The sequence below is a fragment of the Bradyrhizobium sp. U87765 SZCCT0048 genome (assembly GCF_018131225.1).
Classification (GTDB): Bacteria; Pseudomonadota; Alphaproteobacteria; order Rhizobiales; family Xanthobacteraceae; genus Bradyrhizobium_A.
In genome coordinates, this window is sequence record NZ_JAFCMM010000003.1 from 365,148 (window position 1) to 390,467 (window position 25,320).

The 25,320-nt window shown below is 66.2% G+C and carries 23 protein-coding genes; 3 read left to right on the top strand and 20 right to left on the bottom strand.

All coding sequences use genetic code 11. The annotated features are described in order from the left end of the window. Window positions 1-4: 4 nt before the first annotated feature. The 11 genes from ftsH to tolQ form a co-directional block, all read right to left on the bottom strand. Complete coding sequence (ftsH, locus tag JQ639_RS20280; RefSeq protein ID WP_211968071.1) at window positions 5-1,927, bottom strand: ATP-dependent zinc metalloprotease FtsH; 1,923 nt, start codon at window positions 1,925-1,927, stop codon at window positions 5-7. A gap of 306 nt (window positions 1,928-2,233) precedes the next feature. Beyond that, on the bottom strand, window positions 2,234-3,316 hold the full coding sequence (tilS, locus tag JQ639_RS20285) for a tRNA lysidine(34) synthetase TilS (protein ID WP_211968072.1): 1,083 nt from the start codon (window positions 3,314-3,316) through the stop codon (window positions 2,234-2,236). Between the two features lie 86 nt (window positions 3,317-3,402). Further along, window positions 3,403-4,446 (bottom strand): tol-pal system protein YbgF, encoded by a 1,044-nt coding sequence (gene ybgF, locus JQ639_RS20290; RefSeq protein ID WP_211968073.1) that lies wholly within the window; start codon window positions 4,444-4,446, stop codon window positions 3,403-3,405. A gap of 182 nt (window positions 4,447-4,628) precedes the next feature. Next, entirely contained in the window at window positions 4,629-5,126 is a 498-nt protein-coding gene (gene pal, locus JQ639_RS20295) for a peptidoglycan-associated lipoprotein Pal (RefSeq protein WP_211968074.1), read from the bottom strand. A 287-nt stretch (window positions 5,127-5,413) separates the two neighbouring features. Beyond that, window positions 5,414-6,736 carry a dicarboxylate/amino acid:cation symporter gene (locus JQ639_RS20300; RefSeq protein WP_211968075.1) on the bottom strand — a complete coding sequence of 441 codons (1,323 nt, stop codon included), beginning with the start codon at window positions 6,734-6,736 and terminating at the stop codon, window positions 5,414-5,416. An 83-nt stretch (window positions 6,737-6,819) separates the two neighbouring features. After that, window positions 6,820-7,566, bottom strand: a complete 747-nt coding sequence (locus JQ639_RS20305; protein WP_211968076.1) for an N-acyl amino acid synthase FeeM domain-containing protein — start codon at window positions 7,564-7,566, stop codon at window positions 6,820-6,822. 273 nt (window positions 7,567-7,839) lie between these two features. Next, a complete protein-coding gene (locus JQ639_RS20310; protein WP_211968077.1) occupies window positions 7,840-10,182 on the bottom strand; it encodes a putative bifunctional diguanylate cyclase/phosphodiesterase in 2,343 nt (780 codons plus the stop codon). A gap of 189 nt (window positions 10,183-10,371) precedes the next feature. Further along, the gene (gene tolB / locus JQ639_RS20315; RefSeq protein ID WP_211968078.1) at window positions 10,372-11,721 is read right to left on the bottom strand and encodes a Tol-Pal system beta propeller repeat protein TolB; all 1,350 of its coding nucleotides are present in this window, start codon (window positions 11,719-11,721) and stop codon (window positions 10,372-10,374) included. A gap of 24 nt (window positions 11,722-11,745) precedes the next feature. After that, entirely contained in the window at window positions 11,746-12,696 is a 951-nt protein-coding gene (tolA, locus tag JQ639_RS20320) for a cell envelope integrity protein TolA (RefSeq protein ID WP_349644596.1), read from the bottom strand. A 1-nt stretch (window position 12,697) separates the two neighbouring features. Continuing rightward, entirely contained in the window at window positions 12,698-13,156 is a 459-nt protein-coding gene (gene tolR / locus JQ639_RS20325; RefSeq protein ID WP_211968079.1) for a protein TolR, read from the bottom strand. An 88-nt stretch (window positions 13,157-13,244) separates the two neighbouring features. After that, window positions 13,245-13,958: a protein TolQ gene (gene tolQ / locus JQ639_RS20330; protein ID WP_211968080.1), complete on the bottom strand. Its 714-nt coding sequence runs from the start codon at window positions 13,956-13,958 to the stop codon at window positions 13,245-13,247. 309 nt (window positions 13,959-14,267) lie between these two features. On the opposite strand from tolQ, the gene JQ639_RS20335 reads away from it, so the two are divergent. Continuing rightward, window positions 14,268-15,188 carry a DUF817 domain-containing protein gene (locus JQ639_RS20335; RefSeq protein WP_371745153.1) on the top strand — a complete coding sequence of 307 codons (921 nt, stop codon included), beginning with the start codon at window positions 14,268-14,270 and terminating at the stop codon, window positions 15,186-15,188. Further along, window positions 15,189-15,578, top strand: a complete 390-nt coding sequence (locus JQ639_RS20340; RefSeq protein WP_211968081.1) for a ribosomal maturation YjgA family protein — start codon at window positions 15,189-15,191, stop codon at window positions 15,576-15,578. It abuts the gene before it with no gap. Here JQ639_RS20340 and JQ639_RS20345 read toward each other — a convergent pair. The 4 genes from JQ639_RS20345 to JQ639_RS20360 form a co-directional block, all read right to left on the bottom strand. Continuing rightward, on the bottom strand, window positions 15,573-16,574 hold the full coding sequence (locus tag JQ639_RS20345) for a Na+-dependent transporter (RefSeq protein ID WP_211968082.1): 1,002 nt from the start codon (window positions 16,572-16,574) through the stop codon (window positions 15,573-15,575). The genes JQ639_RS20340 and JQ639_RS20345 overlap by 6 nt on opposite strands. 241 nt (window positions 16,575-16,815) lie before the next feature. Then, window positions 16,816-17,835, bottom strand: a complete 1,020-nt coding sequence (locus tag JQ639_RS20350; protein WP_211968083.1) for an LLM class flavin-dependent oxidoreductase — start codon at window positions 17,833-17,835, stop codon at window positions 16,816-16,818. 165 nt (window positions 17,836-18,000) lie between these two features. Continuing rightward, window positions 18,001-18,666, bottom strand: a complete 666-nt coding sequence (locus JQ639_RS20355; protein ID WP_211968084.1) for a sulfite oxidase-like oxidoreductase — start codon at window positions 18,664-18,666, stop codon at window positions 18,001-18,003. A gap of 19 nt (window positions 18,667-18,685) precedes the next feature. Next, the gene (locus JQ639_RS20360) at window positions 18,686-19,951 is read right to left on the bottom strand and encodes a bifunctional alpha/beta hydrolase/OsmC family protein (protein ID WP_211968085.1); all 1,266 of its coding nucleotides are present in this window, start codon (window positions 19,949-19,951) and stop codon (window positions 18,686-18,688) included. Window positions 19,952-20,161: 210 nt separating this feature from the next. On the opposite strand from JQ639_RS20360, the gene JQ639_RS20365 reads away from it, so the two are divergent. Next, the gene (locus JQ639_RS20365; RefSeq protein ID WP_211968086.1) at window positions 20,162-21,016 is read left to right on the top strand and encodes an alpha/beta fold hydrolase; all 855 of its coding nucleotides are present in this window, start codon (window positions 20,162-20,164) and stop codon (window positions 21,014-21,016) included. 43 nt (window positions 21,017-21,059) lie between these two features. On the opposite strand, the gene JQ639_RS20370 is transcribed toward JQ639_RS20365, so the two are convergent. From JQ639_RS20370 to JQ639_RS20390, 5 genes are all read right to left on the bottom strand, one after another. Further along, a complete protein-coding gene (locus JQ639_RS20370) occupies window positions 21,060-22,130 on the bottom strand; it encodes an alpha/beta hydrolase (protein WP_211968087.1) in 1,071 nt (356 codons plus the stop codon). A 49-nt stretch (window positions 22,131-22,179) separates the two neighbouring features. Next, complete coding sequence (locus JQ639_RS20375) at window positions 22,180-22,914, bottom strand: helix-turn-helix transcriptional regulator (RefSeq protein WP_211968088.1); 735 nt, start codon at window positions 22,912-22,914, stop codon at window positions 22,180-22,182. Between the two features lie 97 nt (window positions 22,915-23,011). Continuing rightward, window positions 23,012-23,527 carry a DUF2852 domain-containing protein gene (locus JQ639_RS20380; RefSeq protein ID WP_211968089.1) on the bottom strand — a complete coding sequence of 172 codons (516 nt, stop codon included), beginning with the start codon at window positions 23,525-23,527 and terminating at the stop codon, window positions 23,012-23,014. Window positions 23,528-23,704: 177 nt separating this feature from the next. After that, window positions 23,705-24,376 carry a TetR/AcrR family transcriptional regulator gene (locus JQ639_RS20385; RefSeq protein WP_211968090.1) on the bottom strand — a complete coding sequence of 224 codons (672 nt, stop codon included), beginning with the start codon at window positions 24,374-24,376 and terminating at the stop codon, window positions 23,705-23,707. A gap of 120 nt (window positions 24,377-24,496) precedes the next feature. Further along, the gene (locus JQ639_RS20390) at window positions 24,497-25,243 is read right to left on the bottom strand and encodes a TetR/AcrR family transcriptional regulator (protein ID WP_211968091.1); all 747 of its coding nucleotides are present in this window, start codon (window positions 25,241-25,243) and stop codon (window positions 24,497-24,499) included. Window positions 25,244-25,320: the final 77 nt, after the last annotated feature.

Here is a 25,320-nt window from a genome sequence, read left to right on the forward strand (position 1 = left end):
CGGATCAGGCCTGCGGCGCCGGCTCGGTGCCGATATCCGGCTCCGGACGCGGCCGCGGCTTGCCGGCGGGCGGCACGGCGGAGGTGCGCGGGCCGGTCGGCTCCAGCACCGATTCGCGGTTCGGCTTCTTGCCGTCGAGCAGGTCGACAATCTCGTCGCCGGTCAGCGTCTCGAACTCGAGCAGGCCCTTGGCGAGCGCCTCGAGGTCGTCACGCTTGGTCGTGAGGATGTGGGTCGCCTCCTTGTAGCCTTCCTCGACCAGACGGCGGATCTCGACGTCGATCTTCTGGGCGGTGGCTTCCGAGACGTTCTGGGTGCGCGACACCGACATGCCGAGGAACACCTCGTCCTGGTTCTCACCATAGGACACGGTGCCGAGTTCGTTGGACAGGCCCCAGCGCGTGACCATCATGCGAGCGAGACGAGTCGCCTGCTCGATGTCGGACGCGGCGCCCGAGGTGACCTTCTCCCTGCCGAAGATCAGCTCTTCGGCGACGCGGCCACCCATCATGATGGCGAGACGCGAGGTCATCTGCTCCAGCGACATCGACAGCTTGTCGCGCTCGGGCAGCTGCATCACCATGCCGAGCGCACGGCCGCGCGGAATGATGGTCGCCTTGTGCACCGGATCGGTCGCCTTGACGTTGAGTGCGACGATGGCATGGCCGCCTTCGTGATAGGCGGTCAGCATCTTCTCTTCCTCGGTCATGACGAGCGACTTGCGCTCGGCGCCCATCATCACCTTGTCCTTGGCGTCCTCGAACTCGCTCTGGGTGACCATGCGCTTGTTGCGCCGGGCCGCCATCAGCGCCGCCTCGTTGACGAGGTTCATCAGGTCGGCGCCCGAAAAGCCCGGGGTGCCGCGCGCGATGGTCTTGAGGTTGATATCCGGCGCCAGCGGCACCTTGCGGACATGCACCTTGAGGATCTGCTCGCGGCCGACGACGTCCGGGTTCGGCACAATGACCTGGCGGTCGAAACGGCCGGGACGCAGCAGCGCCGGATCGAGCACGTCGGGACGGTTGGTCGCGGCGATGAGGATCACGCCCTCGTTCGCCTCGAAGCCATCCATCTCGACCAGCAGCTGGTTCAGCGTCTGCTCGCGCTCGTCGTTACCGCCGCCGAGGCCGGCGCCACGATGACGGCCAACCGCGTCGATTTCGTCGATGAAGATGATGCACGGCGCGTTCTTCTTGGCCTGCTCGAACATGTCGCGGACGCGCGAGGCGCCGACGCCGACGAACATTTCCACGAAGTCCGAACCGGAGATGGTGAAGAACGGCACGTTGGCTTCGCCGGCGACCGCGCGCGCGATCAGCGTCTTGCCGGTGCCCGGAGGGCCGACCAGCAGCAGGCCGCGCGGAATGCGGCCGCCGAGGCGCTGGAACTTGCCGGGATCACGCAGGAACTCGACGATTTCCTGCAGGTCCTGCTTGGCCTCGTCGACACCGGCGACGTCCTCGAAAGTGACGCGGCCATGGGCCTCCGTCAGCATCTTGGCGCGCGACTTCCCGAAGCCCATCGCCTTGCCGGCGCCGCCCTGCATCTGGCGGCTGAGGAAGATCCACACGCCGATCAGGGCGATGAACGGCAGCCACGACACCAGCAGCGACACGAACCACGGCACATTGTCGCCGGGCGGACGCGCGGTGATCGAGACCTTGGCGTCGTACAGCCGCTTCACCAGGCTCGGGTCCTGGGGCGCGTAGGTCTGGAAGCTGCCGCCATTGGTGAAGGTGCCGTGAATTTCCTGCCCCTGGATCACGACGTCACGGACGTGGTTCTGATCGACCTCGGAGAGCAGCTGCGAGAACGAGATGTCCTGCGACGAGGCGCGCTGACCCGGATTCTGGAACAGCGTGAACAGCGCCAACAGCAGCAAGACGATGATGACCCAGAGGGCGAAGTTGCGCAGATTGGCGTTCATTCGGATTCCTTCGTGACTGCGCGGACCGCAGCCGTGCGTCCTTTAAAAAGCTCGGGGCGTCGACACGGAGGCCAGGGCTCAGATCCAGGGCTCAGATCACGCTCTGAAAGCCAGGACGTCCGTCGACTTGTCAGTTTCCCGCCTCGCGCGATGGTTTGGAAGTCCCCCGGATTCGGGGCCCGCCTCAGGGATACAATCTAGGATCGCCCCCGGCTACTGCCAAGGGAACCTGTTGGGACTATTTAGCGCATTTTACCGCTATTCCAGGTGAAATCAGGGCAAGTTTCGCGCTGTCCCCCGCCGTGGTTAAAGTTTGTCCGGCGGCAGCCGCGAAGTCCGCGCACGGCGTGGCGGCGCGGGAGCGATCGTCAGGTTCCGGCCAACCTCGACCACAGCCCCGGCGAGCGTCTGCTTGAACCGGCGACGCCCGCCCCAGGCGCCCTCGAGCGCCTGCAGCAGGGCCTCCGTCTTGGCGAGTTCCGCCGGCCCCTCGTGCCCCGCGCGATCGACCGCACGAGCCAGCAGACGAAGCCGGATCTCCTCCGGAGCCGCGAAAAAGCCAACGGCATCAACGACGGAACTCCGGGTCGCGCTGTCGATGGCGATCAGGGCACGCTCAGCGGTATCAGCCACCGCCTCGATCGCGGCATTGGCCCGGGCGAGCCGCGCCGCCAGTCGCGCCAGATTGCGTGCATCGCATCCCTCCTGCGCGAGCGCCGGCATCAGCGCCCGCAGCCGCGGCCGGGTGAAACGCACATCGCGATTGCTCGGATCGGTTGCGAAGGGGATACGGCCCTTTGCGAGAGTGGCGACCAGGCGGGCCTTGGGCACGTCGAGCAGCGGCCGCAACAGCACGAAGCCGTCGCGCTCGGATTGCGGTGCCATGGCCGCGAGGCCGGCAAGGCCGCTGCCACGCGACAGCCGCATCAGCACGGTCTCGGCCTGGTCGTCGCGGGTGTGCGCGGTGACGAGATGAACGGAACCGTGGGCCCGCGCGAGATCCGCGAGCAGCCGATAGCGTGCCCGGCGCGCCGCCGCCGGCAGACCGGACGCCGGCTTGGGCCCATGCCAGCGCAGCGTGTGATGCTCGATACCGAGCGAGCCGGCGAGCGCCTTGACAGCGCGCGCCTCGGCGGCGGCCTCGCGGCGCAACCCGTGGTCGACGGTGACGGCAATAAGCCGCGGCCCGCGGCGCAGCGCCCGGCGCCAGCGCGCCATCAGCACCAGCAGCGCGACGGAATCGGGGCCGCCCGATACCGCCAGCACCAGCGCCGGCACGTCCTTGAGGCCTGCGAACAGAAGGCGCGCTTCAGCTGCGGAAACCGGGGCGGCGTCCGGATCGCGCGGCGTCGCGCCTGCTCCGTTCTGCCGTGCCCGTGCCGTCGCCATCAGCTAGTGCCCCTGTTCCGGCATTCGCTTTCCAGGATCGCGGTCAGGGCCCTCGCCGACGCCGCGGCGAAGGGCCGATCCGCATGTCAGCACTTGGTGCGCTTCTGCTCGCGCTCGACGCCCTGCTTCACGCTGGCAGACGCCTTCGGATACTTGCGCGCGACCTCGCCAAGCGCGGCGCAGGCCGCCTCCTTCTCCTTCAGCGCGGCGAGCGACTGACCCAGCCGCAGCAGCGCCTCGGGCGCCTTGCCCGAAGTATCGTACTTGGAGGTGACGTTGAGGAACGTCTCCGCCGCATCACGATAACGTTGGCGCTGGAACATGCTTTCGCCGAGCCAGTACTGGGCGTCGCCGACCAGCCGGTCATTGGGATACTTCTGCACGAAGTTGCGCATCGTCTCCTCGGCCAGCGCATAGTCCTTGCGCTGGATATAGCCGATGCCGAGGTCGTACTCGTCCTTCGGCGTCGCGCCCGGCGGCAGCGTGGTCAGGCCGCCAGGCGCCGCTGGCGGCTGAGCACCACCGGGCCCGGTGTTGGCGAGATCGAGCGGCTCGCCCGGACCGCGCCCACCCGGCGCACCGACGGGTGGCGCTGCGACCTGGGCATTGGGATCGATCGTCATCTGGCCGCCGCCGAGGGCCCGCGGCGCGCCCGGCGCGCTCGGGTTCTGGTTGGGGTCGAACGCATCGTTGCGCCGGCCGGGCTGCCGGGTCTGGGGCGGCTGCTGGATCGGCGCCGACTGCTGATAGGTCTGCTGCTGCGGATAGGGCTGTTGCTGCTGCGGGTAAGGCTGCTGCTGCGGATACCCCTGCTGGGGGTAGCCTTGCTGCGGCGGCTGGTCCTGATATGTCTGCTGCTGCGGCGGATAGGACGGGTTGCCGGCGCCCGGCCGTCCCGCCTGCGGTGCGCCCTGGCCGCCCTGCAGCTGGCGCAGCTGCTCCTCCAGCAACCGATTGCGGTGCTGCAATTCCTCGTTCTGACCGGTCAGCTGGCGGACCTGGTTCTCGAGCCGCTCCACACGCTGCGGATCGTTGTCGTCGTCCATCTGCGCCATCGCGCGCACGGGCAGCACAACGACCGCTGCGAGGGCAATCGCCGCGCAGGCCGACTTATGAAATCTGGATGACATGGATGCCTGATGAAATGGAGGTTTCAGTCGCCGCCGCCTTATTGAGGCATGCAGTATGCCGAAAATGTGGCTTTGCAAAAGCCACATTGGCACCTGCGACGAACCAAAGAAAAACCGGCGCCCTGCGGCGCCGGTCACGATGACGTGTCTCGATCGAAAAGCCCGACCGGTCCCGGACGCCGTCAGGAGCTGGCGTTCAGCACGGTGACGGCGCGGCGGTTCTGCGACCAGCAGGAGATGTCGTTACAGACCGCGACGGGACGCTCCTTGCCGTAGGAAATCGTGCGCATGCGGCTCGGGTCGATGCCGCGCGAGGCGAGGTACGACCGCACGGACTGGGCACGGCGGGCGCCAAGAGCGATGTTGTACTCGCGCGTGCCACGCTCGTCGGCATGGCCTTCGATGGTGAAGGTGTAGCGGTTGTAGGTCTGCAGCCACTGCACCTGCTTGTCGAGCGTCGCGGTCGCCTGCGGCGACAGATCCGTCTGGTCGCTCTCGAAGAACACACGGTCGCCGACATTGACGACGAAGTCCTGCTGGCTTCCCGGGGTCGCGGCGTTCGCGAGGCCGCCGTTGGCGCCGTCGAGGCCGTTCTTGTTGGCGCAGGCGCCCATCGACAGTGCGACGACCAGCACAGCAGCCAGCTTCAGCCCCTGGAGGAAACGCTTCTGATTCATCATTCCGGAGCCTCCACGCTCACGATTGTCCGATCCACGACCCGGTCTACAGGGCGATGGTTAAACGAACGTTCCGTCAACCTTGATGAGACCTTGCTACACCCGCTCAAAAGCCCCGCATCGGCGTAAAGCAATTGCGATGGTTAATGGGCCGTAAATGTGGCGCGACGGTGAAAGCATCGTGCCGGACCGAGATATCGTGCGGCACTGTGACCTTGGTGACGCACTCGACCGCAGCGGTTGCGGGAACCACTTGTTTCACAGGAGATTCGAAACGCGACGCGCTGGCGTCAAGGTTCGGACGCCGCCACTCCGCCGCTGAGCACCTGGACCGCCCGATCGCGGTCGAGATCGTTTTCCCAGGCCGCGATCACCACGGTGGCGACGCAGTTGCCGATGAGGTTGCCGACGGCGCGGGCCATGCCGATGAACCAGTCGACCGACAGCACGAGAACAAGGCCGATCGCGGGTATCGAGGGAACCGCATTCAGCGTCGCCGCGAGGATGACGATCGCCGATCCCGGCACGCCATGCGCACCCTTCGAGGTGACCAGCGAGATCGCCAGCACCAGCAGCAGATCGCCGAACGACAGCGGCGTGTTGGTGGCCTGGGCGATGAACACCACCGCGAGCGTCAGATAGATCGAGAAGGCGTCGAGGTTGAACGAATAGCCGGTCGGCACCACGAGGCCGACCACCGAATCCTTCACGCCCATGCGCTCGAGCTTGCGCATCACCTGGGGCAGCACTGCGTCGGACGACGCCGTCGCCAGCACGATGGTGAGTTCCTCGCGCAAGTAGGCCAGGAACCTGAAGATGTTGAGCCCTGCGAGCCGCATCACGCCGCCCAGCACGACGAGCACGAATACTGCAACCGCGGCGTAGAACAGCACCACCAGCGATACCAGTTGCTTGAGCGAACCGACGCCGTAGCGCCCGACCGTGTAGGCGACCGCACCGAGAACGCCGAGGGGCGCGAGGCGCACGATCAGGCTCATCGCCTTGAACAGCACCGTGGCCGCAGCCTCGATCACTCTGCTGATCGGCGCGCCCTTGTCGCCGACCAGCGACAGGCTGACGCCGAATAGCACGGCGAAGAACAGCACCTGCAGCACGTCGTTGCGCGCCAGCGCATCGAACGACGTGGTGGGAATGATATTGAGAATGAAGGCGCCGATCCCGCCGCCCTGCAGCTTGTGGGCGTTATCGGCATAGCTCGACAGCGCCCTAGCGTCGAGCGTGGCGGTGTCGATATTCATGCCGTGGCCGGGCCCGAACGCATAGGCCAGCACGATGCCGAGCGCGAGCGCGAGCGTCGTCATCACCTCGAAATAGACCAGTGCCTTGACGCCGACCCGGCCGACCTTGCGCAAGTCCCCCGCGCCAGCGATGCCGTGCACCACGACGCAGAACACGATCGGCGCCACGATCATCGAGATCAGCTTGAGGAAGCCGTCGCTGAACACTTTCAGCCCGATCGCGAGATCTGGCCATGCCATGCCGATGACGATGCCCGCGACGAGCGCGACCAGCACCTGGGCGAACAGCGACTTGTACAGGGGGACCGGCTTGGCCGGCAGCGGCGGAGCAACGACGTCGGCGGCAGCGGTCATGATGGGCGCCCTTCGGTTCGATGGATGAACCGCTCGAAGCAAGCCCTATGCCATCCCCTGCAGAAGCGCCGACCGGGCCGGTCTCAGCTGCGGGGTACGATCGAGGCCACGTTCATGGCCTGCTCGGGAAGGCTGACGATCGTATCCGAGGATGGCGCGAGCCTGCGTTCGAACAGCATGCGCCGCTCGAAGAAAGTCGAGCGGAAGTAGGGATAGCGCTCGAAGATCCTGTCACGGACCACGGCATATTCCGCAGCCATCAGGCTGAGCGGCTTGGTGAGCGTCGGATAGGGCCGCGGCTCGCACAGCGGATTTTGCAGGAAGACACGGCGGTAGAACGCCTGATGCTCCTTGCGCACCGTTGCCGTGCCGAGATCGGCCTGGAAATAGGCACAGGCGACATACCCCAGCCGGACCGTGACATAGGGCAGTTCGGGAAACCGGCGGGCGCGTGCGGGCTCGGCGACGAAACGATTGGGATCGACGATGATCTTGCCGCGCGCCAGTTCCGGCTCGAGCAGATCGGGGAAAGCGTCGACGGCCGGGGTCTCCGGATTGTCAGGCGTCGCGACGCTGATTCGGATCGAACTCGCCAGCACGCCGTCGATGTAGATGCCAAAGGTCCAGGAATTCTTCAGATCATCGAAGCGATCGCTGAGACGGGCATCTCCGCGCGGCTCGATCGCCCCCTCGTTGAGGTAGGCGCGGTACCGCATCCGGTAGATTTCTTCCTTGTCCGCGTCGGTCTCGGCGAGGCGGTAGTCGACGTGGTTCAGGATGTCCCAGTGACGGTCCTGAGGATTCTTGTTGGCTTGCACGACAACGCCCACTGCATTTTCCCGCGTGATTGCGAGCATTCCCAGCCGGAACCGGGTAAAATGTTAACGGTTTATTAATGCGCGCGCAAAGGTCGTATATGTTTAGGGTTAATCTCCAAACGAGTGGTGTGGAGACATCAAAGCTTCACGAATCGTGATCTGCCAGCGACCAAAATCTTGCCGAAAGATCCTCGGTCTCAGGCCAATTCTGCTCCAGCCATCCCTTTGGTCTTCGGGCCAGCGATCGCAGAGGAACTTATGACCAAGAACTTCTGACCAAGATCTTCAGGCCAGGGATCGCGAGCCGTCGGCCTCGAGCGGCGCCTCCTTCGGGCGCCGGCCGTGGGATGCGTTGAGCAGTTGCCGGATCTGATGGGCCGGAACCGGCGGACTGAAGAGGTAGCCCTGCGCCTCGGTGATGGTGCCCTCGATGCCGATCAGCTCGAGCTGATCGTTGGTCTCGACGCCTTCCACCACCACGCTCATGCCGAGGTCCGCGCTGAGCCGCGCGACACCGCGCAGCAGCGTCAGCGGGCGATCCTTGTCGATGCCTTCGAGGAACGAACGGTCGATCTTGACCTTCTGCAGCGGGAAATTGTTGAGATAGCTGAGGCTCGAATAACCGGTGCCGAAATCGTCCAGCGAGATCCGCACCCCGGCGGCCCGCAGTTGGGCCAGCACATCGAGCGTCCACTGGGTGTTGCGCAGCAGCGAGGATTCGGTAATCTCGATCTCGAGGCGATTCGCCGGCAGGCCCGAGACCTCCAGCGCATATCGCACGTCGCTGAGCACGTCGCGGCGGTGGAACTGCTGCGACGAGAAGTTGACCGCGACGCTGACCGCCGAGGGCCACTGCATGCACTCCATGCAGGCCTTGCGCAGGATCCAGCGTCCGAGGTCGACGATCAGGCCCATGTCCTCGGCGACCGGGATGATGTCCGACGGCGGGACAAAACCGCGTTCCGGATGGTTCCAGCGCAGCAGCGCTTCGCAGGTGGCAATGCGGCCGGTCTTCAGGTTGACCAGCGGCTGGTAGAACAGCTCGAATTCCTCGTTGGCGAGCGCGTGGCGCAGCTCGAGCTCGAGGGTGCGGCGCGTCTCGACGATCTGTGCCATTTCTTCGCGGAAGAAGCAGAACGTGCCGCGACCATCGCCCTTGGCCCGGTAGAGCGCCATGTCGGCGTTCTTGAGCAGCACGTCGACGTTGGCCCCGCTCGACGAGGTGGTGGCGATACCGATGCTGGCGCCGATCTCGACGAGATGCTGATCGATCTCATACCCCTCGCTGAGGCGGTCGACGATACGGCGGGCGAGTGTCGCTGCGTCGTCGATCGACTTGATGCGTGGCTGGAACACGACGAACTCGTCGCCACCGAAGCGTGCGACGAAATCGTCCGGGCGCAGCATCTCGCGCAGCCGGTCGGCCACCGCGCACAGCAGGCGGTCGCCACAGGGATGACCGAGTGTATCGTTGACCTGTTTGAACTGATCGAGGTCGACAAACAGCAGCGCCGACAGCGCGTGGCTGCCCTCGGCGCTAGGGATCGACAGCAGGCGCTGGATTTCGTTGCGGAAATTGAGCCGGTTCGGCAGGCCGGTGAGCTCATCGAACCGTGCCATGTGATTGATACGCGCCTCGGCGTTGCGCCGCTCGGTGATGTCCTCGACCAGCACCACGGTGCCGCCGGCCGCCATCGGCTGCACCGTCCATTCCAGCGCGCGCTCGGGCGTGTTGCCGGGATCGAACGTAGTGATGTTGCCGGCGCGGGACGCCTCGATCTCTGTGACCAGCGCATTGGCGCTGGGGGCCGACAGCGTCTTGGCGATCATGCAGGCGGCCGCGAGTTCGCGCACGCTGGCGCCACGATGCACGAGATCGCTCGACACGCGCAGCATGTCGGTGAAGCAGTTGTTCATGACCGCGAGGCGGCCGTCGGCGCCGAACATGCACAGGCCGTTCGGCATGTTGTTGAGCGCGGTGTCGAACTGGTCGGCGATCGACGTCACGCGCTCGCTCGCCACCAGCGCCTTTACATAGACCTGCTGCAGGCTGAGCGTGATACGGCGCAGGCCGATGAAGAACAGCAGGTTCAGGAACGCAAACCCGACATAATAGACGTCGCCATGCAGCAGCAGCGCCAGCGACATCGGTCCACAGGCCAGGATGATCTGCAGCTGGGCGATACCCGGGCGGCCGTAGTTGCGGCCCGATCCGGCCGCGGTATAGGCGACGGTGACCGCTGTGCACAGCATATGGGCAACGGGGTCGTCGCTGCCGAGCAGCACCACCAGACACCAGACGCCGAGCGCACAGGCGTAGAGGCCGGCGCCGATCTGGTAACGCTTCTCCCAGCTCTCGGCGCTCGAAGGATCCAGCGGCGTGGTGCGCTGGGCGTACTTCTGCATGTCGAAGGCGCGGAAGGTGCCGACCGCGATGATCAGCAGGGCGCATGGCCACAGCAGGTTGTTACCGGTCTTGTACGCGGTCATGACCGCGGCGATCGCGGCGCACAGCGCGCCCGCGAACATCGCCACCGAATTCTGAAACAGCGAGTCCACCAACGCCGCGTAGATCGCGGGCGTCAGCGTCTTCTCGCTCGGCACGTTTTTCAGTTCGGCAAGCTGCATGCGATCGCGTCTGCACGGGTGTCGACGCTTCCAGTCTTAACCGGAGCGCGTGAAGCAATCCTGAGGGAAGATCGTTACCGAGTGGTATTCGCGCCGCAGGAAAGTGACAAAAACGCATACAAAATCAGCGGCGTAGGCAAGGTTTGCCTAGCGCCGTCGCGCTGCTCGCAAGGATTTTTGCGTTTTTGTTTAGGATAACAGCGGCGACCAGGCCGGATCGGACGCAAACCCCGGGGTGGGCTGACGCTGCTCGTTACGGCCGTCGATATTGACCGTGAACAGCGAGGGCCCGGCCCCCTGGTCGCGGAAGAACATCACCACACGGCCGTTCGGAGCGAAGGTCGGCCCCTCGTTGTGGTAGCCGGATGTCAGGATTCGCTCTCCGGACCCATCCGGTTTCATGATGCCGATGGCGAACTGTCCGCCGCCTTGCCGGGTGAAAGCAATGTAGTCGCCGCGCGGCGACCACACGGGGGTGGAGTAGCTGCCGCCTTCCTGAAACGAAATGCGCTGCGCCGCCCCGCCCGTTGCGGGCATGACATAGATCTGCGGCTTGCCGCCACGATCGGATTCGAAACAGATGCGCTGGCCATCCGGCGAATAGGATGGCGAGGTGTCGATCGCCGGAGTGTCGGTCAGGCGGGTGGTCGACTTCGAGCGCAAGTCCATCACGAACAGGTTGGAGTTTCCGCCCTGCTGCAGGCTCATGATGATGCGCTGGCCATCCGGCGAGAAACGCGGCGAGAACGACATCCCCGGAAAATTGCCGACGATCTCGCGCTGCCCGGTCTCGACGTTGAACAGGTAGACCCGCGGGTCGCCCTGGCCAAACTCCATGTAGGTGATTTCCTGGGTCGACGGCGAGAACCGCGGCGTCAGCACGAGGTCCGTGCCACGGGTCAGGTAGCGCACGTTGGCGCCATCCTGGTCCATCAGCGCCAGCTTCTTGACGCGCCGCTCCTTCGGGCCGCTCTCATCGATGAACACGACGCGGCTGTCGAAATAGCCCTTCTCACCGGTCAGCCGTTCATAGATCTGGTCGGAGATGATGTGGGCGATGCGGCGCCAGTATTCCGGCGAGGTGAAGTACTGCTTGCCGTCGAGCTGCTGCCCCGACACCACGTCCCACAGGCGGAATTCGGCCTTCAGCCGGCCATCGGGCTGGCGGGTCACGCGGCCGGTGACCAGCGCCTGGGCATTGAGGGTGCGCCAGCTCTGGAATTGCGGCGCGACGTCGATGCTCGAGATCTTCTCGATGAACGCCGCCTGGTCGATCGGCGCGAACGAGCCGCTGCGCTTGAGGTTGCTGGTGATGACCTGGGCGACGCCAGCAGCCACCTCGCCGTCGGAAGGCGAACCCGCGACGAAATTCGGAATCGCGATGACGAGCGGGGCAATCTGCCCCTGCGGGATGACGAGTTTCGTCTGTGCGTTGGCCCAGCGCGGCAATGCCAGCGCAGCGGCAGCTCCCACGCCTCCAAGGAGGACATCTCGGCGGGAGGCGATCAACCCAGGCGCGGAAAACGACTTCAGAGGCATTCGTCGGCTCATTCTCGTCAATAACTAGCTGCGAAACATCGTTTTAGGATCAAAATCGATGTCCATGAATTTCCATTGATCATACGTCTGGTCGCGCAGCATGTTGTAGGGCTGCCCCTGCAACACGGCACGCACGGCCGCATCGGCAGCGGCGCGATAACGCGGCGAGCTGCCGCGCGAGACGACTTCAGGCGGCCCGGCAAGCCTGCGGTCAGGCGTCAGGCGAATCCGCACCGTGACCATCAGCTCTTCGGGATTCTCGGTCCCCGGCTGGATATTCCAGAGACTCGCCAGACGCGCCCGCATCGCGTCCATTTCCGACTGCGACAGCGTCTGCGCGGTGCCGCGCGGACTGCCCAGCGAGGCAGACGCGTTCAACGCCGACCCGGTGACGGCCTGATGGCTCGGCTCACGCTTGTCGATCAGGGCGGCGATCTTGCTCTGGTCGAACTTGTAGTCCTGCTTGGGCTTCGGCGGCTGCGGCGGCGCAGCCTTGGCCTCCGGCTTCGGCGGCGGCTTCTTGCTGTTGTCTTTCTTCAGCGCCTCGGCGATCGGATCGACCTTCGGCTCCGGCTGCTTCTCGACCGGCTTCGGTTCGTCCTTCTTCTCGGCCTGCTTGGGCGGATCGGGCTTCTTCTCCACCGGCTTCTCGACCGGCTTCGGCGGCGGCTCGGGCGCAGCCGCGGTCACCACTTCCTTCTTCTCGGTGATCTTGCCGACGGGATCGTCCTGCGGCGGGGTCGCATCGGCGACCTTCTCCACCAGCGGCTTGGGATTTTCCTTCTTGCCGGACTTGTTGCCGGCAGTCAGCTGGGAGAATTGGGCGTCGGAAATGATATCGACCGGCATCGACTCGACCGGCGTCGCCTCCAGCGAGCGCGTCGAGAACGACACGATGCTCCAGCCCAGCACGGCGGCATGCAGCGCCAGCGAGGCCACAAGCGTCTTGTCGATCTGGACCTTGCCGATCTTCACATCAGCTCCCCTGCTCGACCTCGGTCACCAGCGCCACGCGCTTGAATCCCGCCGCCGAGAGCCGCCCCATCACGTTCATCACCGTGCCGTAGTCGACCTTCTTGTCGCCGCGCACGAAAATGCGCTCATCCATTCCGCCGCGGGCCTCGGTAATGGCCTTGAGCTTGGGAACGAGCTCGTCCACCGCGATCTGGGTATTGTTGAGATAGACCTCGCCCTTGAGATTCACCGACAGCGTCAACGGTTCCTTGTCGTTGTCGAGGCTCTTGGCCTGGGTCTGGGGCAGGTCGAGCGGCACGCCAACGGTGAGCAGCGGCGCCGACACCATGAAAATGATCAACAGCACCAGCATCACGTCGACCATCGGCGTGACGTTGATTTCGGCCATGACATTGGCCCGGCGGCTGCCGCGACCGCGTCGCCGCCCGCCTCCCGAAGCTCCCGCTGCGCTCATCCCCATCAGAGACTACCCTCGGCTACGGTCATCCCAACATGCCGGTCCCGTCCGGCCCACCCCATGTCACACGGACGGCCGGACCCCACCGGCGTTACGCCCGCTCGTCGATCTGCCGCGACAGGATCGCGGAGAACTCATCGGCAAACCCTTCCAGACGCTGACCCTGGCGGCTCACCTCGGAGGAGAACTTATTGTAGAAAATAGTCGCCGGGATGGCAGCGATAAGGCCGATTGCGGTGGCGAACAGCGCCTCCGCGATGCCGGGCGCGACCACCGCCAGCGAGGTGTTCTTGGACGCCGCGATCGACTGGAAGCTCGACATGATGCCCCAGACGGTGCCGAACAGGCCGACGAACGGGCCGGCCGAACCGACGGTTGCCAGCACCAGAAGACCCTTTTCGAGGCGTTCGACCTCGCGGGCGATCGACACGTCCATGACCTTGTCGATGCGCATCTGCAGCCCGGCGAACGAGCGCGCCTGGCTTTCGAACGAGCGTTTCCACTCGCGCATCGCCGCGACGAACAGCGCCGCCATGGAATAGGTCGGCTTGGCGGACAGGCCGCGATACAGTTCCTCGATCGACTGGCCCGACCAGAATGCCTGCTCGAACCGGTCCATGGCGCGGCGGGTGCGCGCGAACAGGAAGATCTTTTCGATCGCGATAGCCCACACCCAGACGGAGCAGCCGAGAAGGCCCAGCATCACGCCCTTCACGATCCAGTGAGCCTGCCAGAACAGCGCGATCAGCGACACATCGGCCGAAGCCATCGGCAGAGCCGACTGAGCGACGTCGGCTGGATTCATCGGCAATATCCTCTCAAATGGTCCCTTCGCGACATCCGGGCGGGCCACGACGCGGCTTCGCGCGGCAACCACGGCCGAACACCAAGTCCTTCATGTCGCATGGGAAAAGCCCAACCCGGAGCTGGCCCCCACTTTCCCCGTCAACATGTCAAAACAAGGGCTGTCGGCGCGGTTTTTCGCCCCCTCACCAAACCCTCGTCGTGGTTAATGCGAGGTTACTCTGCCGAAGAATTGAGACGGTTTGACCAATTCACGCCTGGGTTTAATGTCCGCCCGCCTTTTCCTCCGTCGTCATCCCGCGACTGATCAGTGCCCCTCGCCCCCTCTCCGGAAGCAACCCGCGTCCGGCCTGTCCTGAGCCGACTGGCCGACATCGACCGACACATATCGGCGCGCATGGCGCAGCGTCCGGCGATGGCTGCGCTGTACGAGTTCCTGCGTTTCGGGTTGAAGCAGGCATGGGCCTGCCTGTTCGGAGGTATTATGGTAGCACTCTTGATCGCGACCCGCTACGCCTATCCGGACAATGCCGGACTCTACCGCTACGACTTTTTGTTTCTCGCAGCTTTGGCCGTGCAGGCGATCCTGCTCGCCAGCCGTCTCGAAACCATGGACGAGGCCAAGGTCATCCTGCTGTACCACCTCACCGGCACGGCAATGGAGATCTTCAAGACGGCGGTCGGATCATGGATCTATCCGGAGCCGGCCATCTTCCGCATCGGCGGCGTGCCACTGTTCACCGGCTTCATGTACTCCTGCATCGGCAGTTACATCTGCCGGGCATGGCGGCTGTTCGATTTCCGCTTTGTCAGTCATCCACCGCTGTGGATGCTCACGCTCCTGAGCGGCGCGATCTACATCAATTTCTTTGCGCACCACTACGTCCCCGACGTTCGGCTCGGCCTGTTCGCCGTAAGCGCGGTGCTGTTCATGCGAGCGCAAATTCACTTCAGGATCTGGCGTCGGAATCGCAGCATGCCGCTGCTGCTGGGCTTCGTGCTGGTGGCCTTCTTCATCTGGCTATCGGAAAACATCGGCACCTTCACCCGCACCTGGGTCTATCCCAACCAGCTCCAGAGCTGGTCGCTGGTGTCGTTAGGCAAGCTCGGATCGTGGTTTCTGCTGCTGATCGTCAGCTACACCATGGTCGCCATCGTCAACAAACCACGCAGGCTGCCGGGAAAGCCCACGTCGACGTCGCTGCGACCAAACCAGGGCGCTGGCACCTGAATGCAGATACGCATCATCTTCGCCACCGCGACACTGCTTCTCATCGCAGCCGGCCTGCTGGTGCGTGCCCCGGTGCCGGGCTTGCCCGCCGGCCTTGCCAAATATGCAGGTTCGATCATCTGGGGCGGAATGGTGTACGCGCTGTGGTCCACGATCATGCCACGGGCCGCCTTGGCGAACAGGGCCGCGATATCCGCAATCATCGCCGCCTCCGTCGAATTCAGCCAGCTCCTGCACACACCGTGGCTCGATGCCTTCCGGCGCACCACCATCGGTGTCCTGTTGATCGGACGCTTCTTCTCGTGGTGGGACATTCTGAGCTACACGGCCGGCATCGCGGCCTGCGCGGCCATCGAGTGGCTCATCGTGCGGGGCCGCCCGCGATCATGAGCCGCGGGGGATCGTTTCCGCCGGCGCATCGGGTTCGCGCCGCGCACCGATCAGCGGCCGTAGCAACAGCGGCGACAGGTAGATCGGAAACTGGCTGAGAGCGAAATAGAGCCACGTCGCCGCCGGAAGCATGCCGCCGGCCGCGGCCAGCATCAGCCCCATGTTGCGCTGGCACGCCATCACCCCGAGCGCGAGCGCCACGTCCCGGCCGGCGCGGCGAAACACGACCACCGTCGTCGCAAGCAGCACCAGAAACACCGCGAACACCAGCACCGAGAGCAGCAGCATGTGCGCCGGCGCCGCGAGCCACTCCGCCGCCACGGTTTCCATCATGCCGGCGACGACGACCAGCAGCGCCACGATGTTGACGCCATCGATCGGCTCCCGGTGGCGCTGGATCGCCGCAGCGCCCACCAGTCGGCGCAGCACCGCCGCGGCCAGCAACGAGCCGCCGAGCAGGGCCGCTAGCTTGACGCCGAGCAGGACGGGCGACAGCTTCAGCGCCTCGCCGAGAAAGACCACCGCGAAGACCGGCGCCGTCAGCGGCAGCAGGGCGGTGCAGGTCACCAGCGTCACCAGCACCAGCGTCGCATCGAGGCCCATCAGCGTCGCGAGTGCCGGCGCCGCCATCATCGGTGACGCCACCATCTGCAGCATCAAGCCAAGAAATAGGTCGGGCGCACGCACGTTCAGCCCGATCAGCACCGACACCTGACCGGCGATCAGCGGCACGCCGATCGCATTCCACAGCGTTGCGGTCACGATCAGGCCGGGACGCCGCAGATAGCCGCGTAGCGCAGCGCCATCCACGCGCATGAACGAAATGCAGAGCAGGATGAAGATCGCTTCGCTGACATAGGGCTTCAGCACCGTGCCGAGCGGCGGGCACACCACACCGATCAAGACGATGACAGCAAGCGCCCATACGCCCTGACGGCCGATCCAGGCGAGCAGCGCGACAGGCGGGGCGACGACGACGGAAATGACGGACGGCATGACTGGGCACTTTGCGTGATGGCCGCCACGCGAGGCGAAACGCTCATGATGCGGCAAGACGATCAGGACGGGGTGAGGTCGATCGAGGAGAGATCGTCTCAGCCGACGACGACGTGGCGCGCCGGGGAGGTGCGCCACCACGCGCGGAGCGAAAAGCTCCGGCGCTGGATTGTGGCGGGTCGTCGTGTCATGGCCGGCAGTCTGCCACCATCACGCCATCTGGACAATCGCCACAACAGTATCAGCCGGCCGTCGCGGTGGCGCGCACCGGGAGCGGCTGGCGGATGGCGATGTCGGCGAGGATCTCATAGGAGCGCAGCCGCGCCTTGTGATCGTGGATCGCGGACGCCACCATCACCTCGTCGACGCCGGTCTGCTCGATGAAGCGCGTCAACCCGCGCCGCACGGTGTCCGGCGAGCCGACGAAGGCGTAGCGCAGCATGCCCGAGGCCTGCACCTTCTCCTCCGGGGTCCAGTACGTCTCGATGTCGGCGATCGGCGCCGGCAGCTGGCCACGGGCATTGCGGAAGATGTTGGTGAAGCTCTGCTGCGCCGACGTGAACAGGAAGCGCGCTTCCTCGTCCGTGTCGGCGGCGATGACATTGACGCCCGCCATCGCATAGGACTTCTGCGACTGCTCCGACGGCTCGAACCGGGCGCGGTACATCTCCAGCGCCTGCATCAGCGCGTCGGGCGCAAAGTGCGAAGCGAAGGCGTAGGGCAAGCCGAGCATGCCGGCGAGCTGGGCGCCGAACAGGCTGGAGCCGAGGATCCAGATCGGCACGTTGAGGCCGGCGCCCGGCACCGCGCGCACGCCCTGCCCCGGCTGCGCCGGCGCGAAGAACGCCTGCACCTCGAGCACGTCCTGGGGGAAATTGTCGGCGTTGTCGGGCGAGCGGCGCAGCGCCCGCAGGGTGCGCATGTCGGTGCCCGGCGCCCGGCCGAGGCCAAGATCGATGCGCCCGGGAAACAGCGATTCCAGCGTGCCGAACTGTTCGGCGATGACCATCGGCGCATGGTTGGGGAGCATGATGCCGCCGGAGCCGACACGGATGCGCTTGGTGCCGCCGGCGACATGGCCGATCACCACCGCGGTGGCCGCGCTCGCGATCCCGACCATGTTGTGATGCTCGGCGAGCCAGTAGCGCTGGTAGCCCCACTCGTCGGCGTGCCGGGCAAGGTCGAGGGTGTTTTGCAGCGCAATCGCCGGGGTGGCTCCGGCGGGCACGGGCGCGAGGTCGAGGATCGAGATGGCGGTCAAGGCGGGCTTTCCGATGCGGTGGACTGAATGGCGGCCAGGCCCGCGCCGCGAGCCCCCATCGCAGATGCGCCCTCAGGACCGCCCGCGCAAGGGTTGCCGGCGCAGGGCCGACAGGCGACGGCGCATGCCGCCGATGCAGGATCGCCTGGTGCCAGCCGCCGCCGGTCAGGGATCGTCGGAGTAGCGCTGCTCCCGCCAGGGATCGCCGCGGTTATGGTAGCCGCGAACCTCCCAGTAGCCCGGCGCATCGGCGGGCCGGAACTCGATCCGGCGCAGCCATTTGGCGCTTTTCCAGAAATACAGATGCGGCACCACGAGACGAAGAGGCCCGCCGTGTTCGGCGGTCAGCGGCTTGTCGCTCCAGCGGTGCGCCAGCAACGCGTCGGGCGCGGCGAAGTCGGCGAGCGCCAGATTGGTGGTGTAGTTGTCGTGACCGTACAGCACCACGAACCCGGCCTCGTCCTTCGGCCGCACGATGGCGAGAAGATCGCGCGTCGCGAGCCCCTCCCAGAGATTGTCGTACCGCGACCAGGTGGTGACGCAGTGGATGTCGGAGACGATGCGTTGCTGCGGCTGGGCCAGAAACGCCGTCCAGTCCCATGTCACCGGGTTCTCGACCGCGCCATCGACCACCAGCCGCCAGCGTTCGGGGGCGATGTCCGGCGTGCCGGTGAGATCGAGCACCGGCCAGTCGCGGGTCAGGTGCTGGCCGGGCGGCAGACGCTCCTCCTCCGGCCGCGCCGTGCGGCCGGTCAGGAAACGGCCCTCCTCGGCCCATTTCTGCTTGCTGCGGGTTAGCTTGCTCTCTGGCGGGTCGTGATCGTCGGTCATCGTGAATATCCTCGGCGCGTCAGCAGTCCTCGCACGCTTTCGCCATGTCGGTGAAGTGCTGTTCCGGCGGCTCCGAGACCATCGGCGGCAGCGGCGGGATCTCGCCCTTGCGGGTCTCGACCGCCGCCCCGCGCTCCAGCGTGCGATGGACCGGGCATTTGTTGGCGATCTCGATCAGGCGCTCCTGCTGGGCCGCGTCGAGCGCACCCTCCACCACCACCTCGCGGCTGAACACATCGCGCGGCTCCTCGGTGCGCTTGGTGTGGCCGACGGTGACGCTGACGCGATCGAGCGGCCATGATTTCTGGTTGGCGTACATCCGCAGGGTCATCGCGGTGCAGGCGCCGAGCGCAGCGCTGAGCAGCTGATAGGGCGACGGCCCGGAGCCAAGGCCGCCGACATCGGCCGGCTCGTCGGCCACGAAACGGGCGCCAGCCGCCCGCACCTCGACCTGGTAGCGCCCCGCGCCGGTCTCGGCGACGACGACGGCGTCGTCACGCGGTGCCGCCGGCGTCGCGGCCTCGGCCTCGGCCAGATAGCGCGATGCCCACGCCGCGATGACGTCAGCGGCATAGTCGGCGTCGACGCTTCCCGTCAGCAGGTGATCGGCATGATCGAGCGACACAAAGCTCTTGGGATGGCGCGCGGCCAGAAAGATCGCCGAGGCGTTGTCAATGCCGACGATCTGGTCGAGCGGCCCATGCAGGATCAGCAGCGGCCGCTTGAGGTGAGCGATGGTCTGTCCGGGGTCGTGATCACGCAGGTCGTCGACGAACGAGCGGCGGATCGTGAACGGCGTACCGCCGAGATCGACCTTCGCCTCGCCCTTCGTCGTGAGCTCGTCCAGCTTGTCGCCGAACAGCCTGGTCACATGGCCGACGTCGAACGGCGCGGCGATGGTTGCGACGGCCGTGATTTCGGGCAATTGCGCCGCGGCGGCAAGCGCCGCCGCACCGCCGAGGCTGTGGCCAATCAGCAGCGACGGCGCCATGCCCTGCCGTGCCAGCGCGCCGCTGGCGGCGACGAGGTCGCGTACATTGCCGCTGAAGGTGGTATCGGCGAATTCGCCGCCGCTGTCGCCGAGCCCGGTGAAATCGAAGCGCAGCACGCCGATGCCCTTGAGCGCCAGCGCCCGGGCAATACGCACCGCAGCGCGCGACTTGCGCGAGCAGGTGAAGCAGTGCGCGAACAGCGCGTAGGCGCGCGGACGGCCGTCCGGCAGGTCGAGCTGGCCGGCAAGACGCTGTCCGTCGGCGCCGTCGAAGTCGAAACGATGCGTGATCATGGGAGCCACTCGCCTGTCCCGCCGCCATCGTCCCGACAGCGGCTGCTGGCGTCCATCATGCCGGCCGCCCGCCACGACGGCCAGCGCGAAATGCGCGGGGCCTCGCGCGCCCCGCAACCATGACCCGCGAGGTAATCGCAGCCGGCACATCGCCGTGGCTGACTACGGCCATCAACAGTGCAACGGACCGTTTGTCCCGGAGGTCATCACATGAATGTCATCACAACGGAATTCGACGCGGCCGACAGCCGAACCCCGCGCCACCCGGCCATCGTCACGCGGGACGGCCTGCGGCTGTTCCACAAGGATTGGGGCGATGGCGCGCCCATCCTGTTCGTGCATGCCTGGTCGATGAGTTCGGATTTCTGGGAGTACCAGATGGCGCCGCTGGCGTCGCAGGGCTTTCGCTGCATCGCCTTCGACCGCCGCGGCAACGGCCGCTCCGAGGACAATGGTCGCGGCTACAGCCTCGATGCACTGGCGGACGATCTCGCCGGCGTCATCGAACAGCTCGACCTCTCCGAAATCACGCTGGTGGGCCACTCCCTCGGCGCCAGCGAGGTGGTGCGCTATCTCACACGCCATGGCTCGGGCCGCGTCCGGCGCGCGGTGCTGGTTGCCGGCGGCACGCCACCGCTGGTCAAAAGCGCCGACAATCCCGACGGCATCGACAAGGCGATGTTCGACGCCATCCGCGACGCGCTGCTGGCCGACCGGGGAAAGTGGCTGCGCGACAACGCCGCACCGTTCTTCACACCGGACACCTCGGCGGCGATGCAGGACTGGACCATGGCGATGATGATGCAGGCATCGCTGCGCGCGATGGTGGAGACGGTGTACCTGTCGTCGACGACCGACCTGCGGCGCGACCTTGCCCGCATCGACGTCCCGGTGCTGGTGATCCACGGCACGGCTGACCAGTCGATACCCCACGTTTTCGGCCAGCGCACCCTCGATCATCTCGCTGACGGCCGCATGATCACCTATGACGGCGCCCCGCACGGTCTGCTGGTAACCCACGCCCCGCGGCTGCGTGACGACATCGCGGCTTTCGCCAGAAGCTGAGCACGCAAGGACGGCCGCCCGCGACCACGCGCGGGCGGCCTCGTCACATGTGCACGCCCATGCGCAGCAGGCGATCGACCGCCGCAGCCATCGGTCCGTTCGCGGCTCCCCGTACCTCAACCCGCGGCAGCGCCGCCTGCAGGAAGCCTTCGATGCGCTGGTGGGCAGCCTCCGCCAGTTCGCCGCCCATGGCGGTGAAGCCGTGCACGCCGCCGGGATAGACCGCAAGCTCGGCGGGGTTGCCGGCCGCGACCCAGCGCGCATGCATGAACAGGCTGTCGTCGAGCAACTGGTCCAGCGTTCCGACCGTGAACAGCGCCGGCGGCAGTCCGGCAAGATCGGCATAGAGCGGCGAGACGTCGGGGTGGCGGCGGTCGATGTTCGCCGGCAGAAACGCCTGGCCGATGCGCTCGCCGACGCGGCGCGTCGTCACCGTCCGTGCCGGATCGCCCCGCAGCTGGCTCGGCGTCATCGACAGGTCGTAGGCGCCGAACGCCAGGTTCGCCGCCGCGAATGCATCGCCGAGGCCAACGTCGCGCAGCCGCAGCAGCGTCACCGCGGCGAGATGCGCACCGGCCGATTCGCCGCCAATCAGCAGGCGTTGCGTTCCGAACAACGTCTCGGCATGGGCGACCAGCCAGCGCGCGGCCGTCTCGCAATCATCCGGCGCCGCCGGATAGGGATGCTCGGGCGCAAGACGATAGTCGACGGAGATGCAGGCGACGCCGAGCGCCTCCACCAGGCGCTCCATGTCGCCGTCGCGCATGTCGGCCGAGCCCAGCATCCAGCCGCCGCCATGCATGTGGAGATAGATCCCGCGTGGCACCGGTGGTGCGATCACACGCAGCGGCACCAGCCGGCCGCCCGGGTCCGCCGCATGCATCAGCCGCGCGCGCGGCGACGGAGCGGTCGCCGGGATCGGACCATCACCGCGGGCGAAGGCGCGGCGCAGGCTCGCCGCATCGACGGCGGCGTCATTCGCGGTGGCGAGCCGCTGCGCCACCGCAAGGTTGATGGCGCGCGTTTCCGCGGACACGGCATCGGACCGGAACTGGGCGGCGGCCGGGTAGCGCGCACCATGGCGGTCGAGATCGCGATAAAGGTTGCGGTCCATGACAAGTCTCCCTGTGCGTCGTGGGCAAGGGAGATGGACCATGGGCGCGTCAGTTTCTGGCAGCAGTCCGCGCTTCGTCGCGGGCGCGCTTGGCCGCGGCGCGATCGCCGCGATCGTCCTCCTGCCAGGCCCGGATCAGCGCCTGCCGCGATTTCGGATAGGAATCATCGAGCATCACCAGGCCGCTGATGCGATCGGAGCGGAAGTGGCGGAACGCGGTGCGCAGCTCGCACCATGCGACGACGAGGCGGACGGCCTCAAAATAGACCAGCGCGATCGGCCACACCACGCGCTCGGTCGCCTGGCCGTTCTCGTCCTGATAGGCGATGCGCAGCTTGCGCTGCCCGCGGATAGCGCCGCGGATCACCGCGGGATCGATGACGTCCGCGACCTGGCCGCGCGATGTGCCGCTGAACAGGCCGGCATTGGTCAGTGATGCAGTGAGCGGCACCGGCAGCACCGCAGCGATCTTGGCCAGGGCGTTTTCCGCCGCTGCCGAGAGTTCCGCGTCGCGGCGCTGGATCACCCACTGGCCGCCGAGCGCCAGCGCCTCGAGTTCGTCCTCGGTGAACATCAGCGGCGGCAGGATAAAGCCGGGCTTGAGCAAATAACCAACGCCGGCTTCGCCCTCGATCGGCGCGCCCAACGCGATCAGCGTGTCAATGTCGCGATAGATCGTGCGCTTGGAGACGCCGAGTTCTTCGGCCAGCACGATCGCGCTGACCGCGCGGCGATGGCGGCGCAGGGCCTGGATGAGATCGAACAATCGGACGGAACGAGACATGCGCACATCGGAGAAAAGAGCCGGAGCGCACAATAATAAAGCCGCCCGCTTGTGGGGGACAAGCGGGCGGCCATCACAGCGATCAGGTTGTGGGGCGTTATCCCTGAGGCTGGTTGTTCTGCGGCGGCGTCGGACGCGAGCGGTGCTCCGCCATGAACTGGTCGAACTCGGACTTGTCCTTGGCGTGACGCAGACGATCGAGGAACTGCTTGAACTCATCCTGCTCCTCCTCGAGCCGGCGCAGCGTGTCCTCGCGGTACTCGTCGAACGCGCGGTTGCCGCTCGACGGGCCACCGTAGTAGCGGCGGCCCTCGCCGTTACCGTTGCCGCGGCCGAAGCCGTGCTCTTCCATGCGCGAACGCATGCGGTCCATCTTCCACTGCATCCGCTCCATCTTGTCCTGCCAGCGACCGTACTGCGTCCAGCAACCCATCTTTCTGCTCCCGAGTGTGAAGAAAAGAAGCGCGAGGCCGATCGGCCACCACAGGATGAAACCGAGCACCGTCAGCGCGATCCATGCCGGATGCCAGGTCGAGTGGAGAAACTGCGGGTGCCGCCGATCATCCCATCCGGAGTTCTGCCCCCATCGGCTGAATTGCGCGGTGTCAGACATCTGCCTCTCCCAGTGACGGCGAAGCGCCGCCCGTGAATGTAAATAACATTTACATAGATAGATCGTCCGGTTTTTTTGTCAAGCGGGCCCCCGGGAGGGCCTTCGGGATTATTTTGCCAGATCAGACCCGAGCCATGACACCAGGGCATGGCTTTTGGGCCCTCATTCAGGCCCGTGTCAGGCCTTCGCCGCCGCGGCCGGCCGCTCGGTCGGGAAGCCGAGACCGCGCAGGTAGATCAGCACGCCCGCTTCGAGCAGGTCGTCGGGCGTCATCGGCAGCTTGCGCCGCGCCGCGTCACCGCGGCTGAACAGCGAGGCGATTCCGTGGGACATCGACCAGATGTGCAGCGCCATCATCAGCGCCGGCGGCTTCGGCATGCCAGGCGGTGTCAGCGTCGCGAGGCGCTCGGCGGTCAGGCGAATCACCCCGAACGCGCGCTCGCTCGCCACCAGCAATTGAGGATAGGTGTCGAGCGACAGGCCGGATTCGAACATCGCCGAGTAGAATGCCGGCTCGTCACGAGCGAACCGAAGATAGGCGCGACCGAGGCGCTCGAACGCGGTGATCAGGTCCGGCCGGCCATCGTCCCAGGCTGCGATCAGCACGCTTTCGAACTGCTCGAAGCCGCGCTGGGCGATGCTCGACAGCAGTTCGTCACGGTCCCGGAAATGACGATACGGCGCCGCCGGGCTGACGCCCGCCGACCGCGCCGCCTCGGCGAAGGTAAAGCCGCCCGGCCCCTTTTCGGCGATCAGGCCGAGGGCGGCCTGCACCAGTGCCTCTTTCAAATTGCCGTGATGATAGCCCCGCTCGGTGCGACCGGGGTCCTTGTCTTTGCGCCAGCTCATGTAAAGGGCTTTTACATGACTTGCGGCGATCCGTCACGGATCGTGTGCACGCCTCACCATGCATCGGCGACGGGGCCTGCGATCGCGCGAGCGGTCCGGAAACCCGACAACCGGCGCCCCTTAGCGCCGCCGCTCCACGGGCGCGGCGCCGCCTGCACACACGAAGTCGATCGCCCGCCGTGCAATGACCTCGAGATCGGCGCGCGGCGTCCAGGCGCGCGCGCGGATCGCGATGGTGTGGATGGCGGAGCCCGCGACCTGCACCAGCAGTTCGACATCGGTGCCCGCAGGCAGTTCGCCCCGCACGATGGCCAGCTCCAGCAACTTGCGCAGCGCCTTGTCGGTCGATGCGAGCGCGCGCAGCACCGTGCCGCGAATCTCCGGATCGGCCATTGCCTCCGAGCCTGCCGTCATCACCGTGAAGCAGCCGCGCGGACCGTTCTCGCCGGCGAGATAGACGTCGAGCGCGGTGGCGAAGATGCGCTCCATCGACTGGCGCAGCGTCAGCGCCGGATCGAACGCCGTCGCGAACTGACCGCCGACCTCTTCGCGGTAACGCTCATAGGCCTTGAGAAACAATTCGCGCTTGTCGCCGAACGCGCCATAGAGGCTCGGACGGTTGATGCCCATGGCGGCGCTGAGATCGTCAAGCGAGGTGGCCGCATATCCGCCGTCCCGAAAACGGTCGAGCGCGCGCGACAAAGCCACCTCGGGCGTGAATGCCCGCGGCCGGCCGCGCTTGCGTACCGGCGCGGCGGGCTGGCCGGCGGTGGTCTCCACCCCAGGTCCGGCCGCCGTCCCCGCCACATCGACCGTATTGGCGACGGGAGCACCGGAGAAGGGCGGCCCTTTTCTTTTTTGTACCATTTCGCAATAAAATCCTTGACCGGACATATTTTATGCGAGACGGTACATAAATAAAAGCCCCAACCGCCGCTGCAAAC

Coding starts and splice junctions, on each gene's coding strand:
- tolB (WP_211968078.1), bottom strand. CDS start 11,721: ATGCCTCTGAAGTCGTTTTCCGCGCCTGGGTTGATCGCCTCCCGCCGA.
- JQ639_RS20390 (WP_211968091.1), bottom strand. CDS start 25,243: ATGGTACAAAAAAGAAAAGGGCCGCCCTTCTCCGGTGCTCCCGTCGCC.
- tolQ (WP_211968080.1), bottom strand. CDS start 13,958: ATGAATCCAGCCGACGTCGCTCAGTCGGCTCTGCCGATGGCTTCGGCC.
- JQ639_RS20370 (WP_211968087.1), bottom strand. CDS start 22,130: ATGGACCGCAACCTTTATCGCGATCTCGACCGCCATGGTGCGCGCTAC.
- tolR (WP_211968079.1), bottom strand. CDS start 13,156: ATGGGGATGAGCGCAGCGGGAGCTTCGGGAGGCGGGCGGCGACGCGGT.
- tilS (WP_211968072.1), bottom strand. CDS start 3,316: ATGGCGACGGCACGGGCACGGCAGAACGGAGCAGGCGCGACGCCGCGC.
- JQ639_RS20340 (WP_211968081.1), top strand. CDS start 15,189: ATGCAGATACGCATCATCTTCGCCACCGCGACACTGCTTCTCATCGCA.
- JQ639_RS20385 (WP_211968090.1), bottom strand. CDS start 24,376: ATGAGCTGGCGCAAAGACAAGGACCCCGGTCGCACCGAGCGGGGCTAT.
- JQ639_RS20310 (WP_211968077.1), bottom strand. CDS start 10,182: ATGCAGCTTGCCGAACTGAAAAACGTGCCGAGCGAGAAGACGCTGACG.
- JQ639_RS20355 (WP_211968084.1), bottom strand. CDS start 18,666: ATGACCGACGATCACGACCCGCCAGAGAGCAAGCTAACCCGCAGCAAG.
- JQ639_RS20375 (WP_211968088.1), bottom strand. CDS start 22,914: ATGTCTCGTTCCGTCCGATTGTTCGATCTCATCCAGGCCCTGCGCCGC.
- JQ639_RS20365 (WP_211968086.1), top strand. CDS start 20,162: ATGAATGTCATCACAACGGAATTCGACGCGGCCGACAGCCGAACCCCG.
- JQ639_RS20380 (WP_211968089.1), bottom strand. CDS start 23,527: ATGTCTGACACCGCGCAATTCAGCCGATGGGGGCAGAACTCCGGATGG.
- JQ639_RS20345 (WP_211968082.1), bottom strand. CDS start 16,574: ATGCCGTCCGTCATTTCCGTCGTCGTCGCCCCGCCTGTCGCGCTGCTC.
- JQ639_RS20360 (WP_211968085.1), bottom strand. CDS start 19,951: ATGATCACGCATCGTTTCGACTTCGACGGCGCCGACGGACAGCGTCTT.
- ybgF (WP_211968073.1), bottom strand. CDS start 4,446: ATGTCATCCAGATTTCATAAGTCGGCCTGCGCGGCGATTGCCCTCGCA.
- JQ639_RS20300 (WP_211968075.1), bottom strand. CDS start 6,736: ATGACCGCTGCCGCCGACGTCGTTGCTCCGCCGCTGCCGGCCAAGCCG.
- pal (WP_211968074.1), bottom strand. CDS start 5,126: ATGATGAATCAGAAGCGTTTCCTCCAGGGGCTGAAGCTGGCTGCTGTG.
- ftsH (WP_211968071.1), bottom strand. CDS start 1,927: ATGAACGCCAATCTGCGCAACTTCGCCCTCTGGGTCATCATCGTCTTG.